Below are 1,125 nucleotides of genomic sequence, written 5' to 3'. Positions count from 1 at the left end.
GCCGTGCGCGGCTCCCGCGCGGTGATCGAGATGGCGCAGGCGAGCGGCCTGGACGTGCTCCCCGGCCGCCGTGCGGCGCCGCTCGTCGCCGACAGCCACGGTACCGGCGAACTGGTCCGCGCCGCACTCGACCACGGCTGCCTGGACGTCGTGTTAGCGGTGGGCGGCAGTGCCAGCACCGATGGGGGAGCAGGACTTCTTCGCGCTCTCGGTGCCCGTATCACCGACTCTCGTGGCGTGCCGGTCGGGCCAGGCGGCGCCGCCCTGACCGGTGCTGCCCACGTAGATCTGTCCTCATTGGACTTCCGGCTGCGGTTGGCGCGGATGACGCTGGTGTCCGATGTGGACAACCCGCTGACCGGCCCGAGCGGCGCCGCGGCGGTGTTCGGGCCGCAGAAGGGCGCCTCACCTCGTGACGTCGAGGTGCTGGAGCGCGGCCTGACCCAGTTCGCGTCGGTCGTGACGCAGGAGATCGGCCGTGACCTGACCGGCTCACCGCGCGGCGCCGCCGGCGGCGCGGGGTTCGCGGCATTGGCCGCGCTCGGTGCCCGGCGCGTGTCGGGCGCGGAGTTCGTGCTCGCCGAGATCGGTGTCGACACCGCCCTGCGCGAAGCCTCGCTCGTCGTGGTCGGCGAAGGCCGGTTCGACGAGCAGAGCCTGCGCGGCAAGGCACCCGTCGGCGTGCGGAGGCCGCCAGGCGGCACGGCGTGCCGGTCGTGGTGGTCGCGGGCGACATCCGGCTCTCCACCGACCGGTTGCGCGAGATCGGCGTGATGGCCGCGTGGTCGCTGCTGGACCGCGCGGGCAGCCTCGACGCCGCGATCGGCCGGGCACCCGCCCTGCTGGCGGACATCGGCCGCGAACTGGCGGCTGTGGTGGCGCAGGGAGGCGCGGCTTGACTGGATCGGACGTGGGCTTCGCCCGGGTGGACATCGGCCGTGAACTCCCGGCCGTCGTGGCGCAGGGCGGTGCGGCGTGACCGGGTCGGCTGGCCCTGATGGCGTCTGCAAGTACCACCAACTCGCAGTTGGTAGTGAGCCTTTTCCATCCTCATGATCGAGTCTGTTGTTCGAGGACGTGGATGGCGCGGGCGTAGTGGGTGACCTGTTCGGGGCTGGCGCGGAC

General features: G+C 72.8%; 1 pseudogene. It reads left to right on the top strand.

The features are described 5' to 3' along the window. Positions 1-3: 3 nt before the first annotated feature. A pseudogene (locus tag FXN61_RS49610) lies at positions 4-899 on the top strand (glycerate kinase). The last annotated feature ends 226 nt before the right edge of the window (positions 900-1,125 follow it).

It is taken from the genome of Lentzea indica (assembly GCF_012184385.1).
GTDB lineage: Bacteria > Actinomycetota > Actinomycetes > Mycobacteriales > Pseudonocardiaceae > Lentzea > Lentzea indica.
Note: the sequence above shows the minus strand (reverse complement) of the source record. Positions and strands in the feature narration are given on the sequence as shown.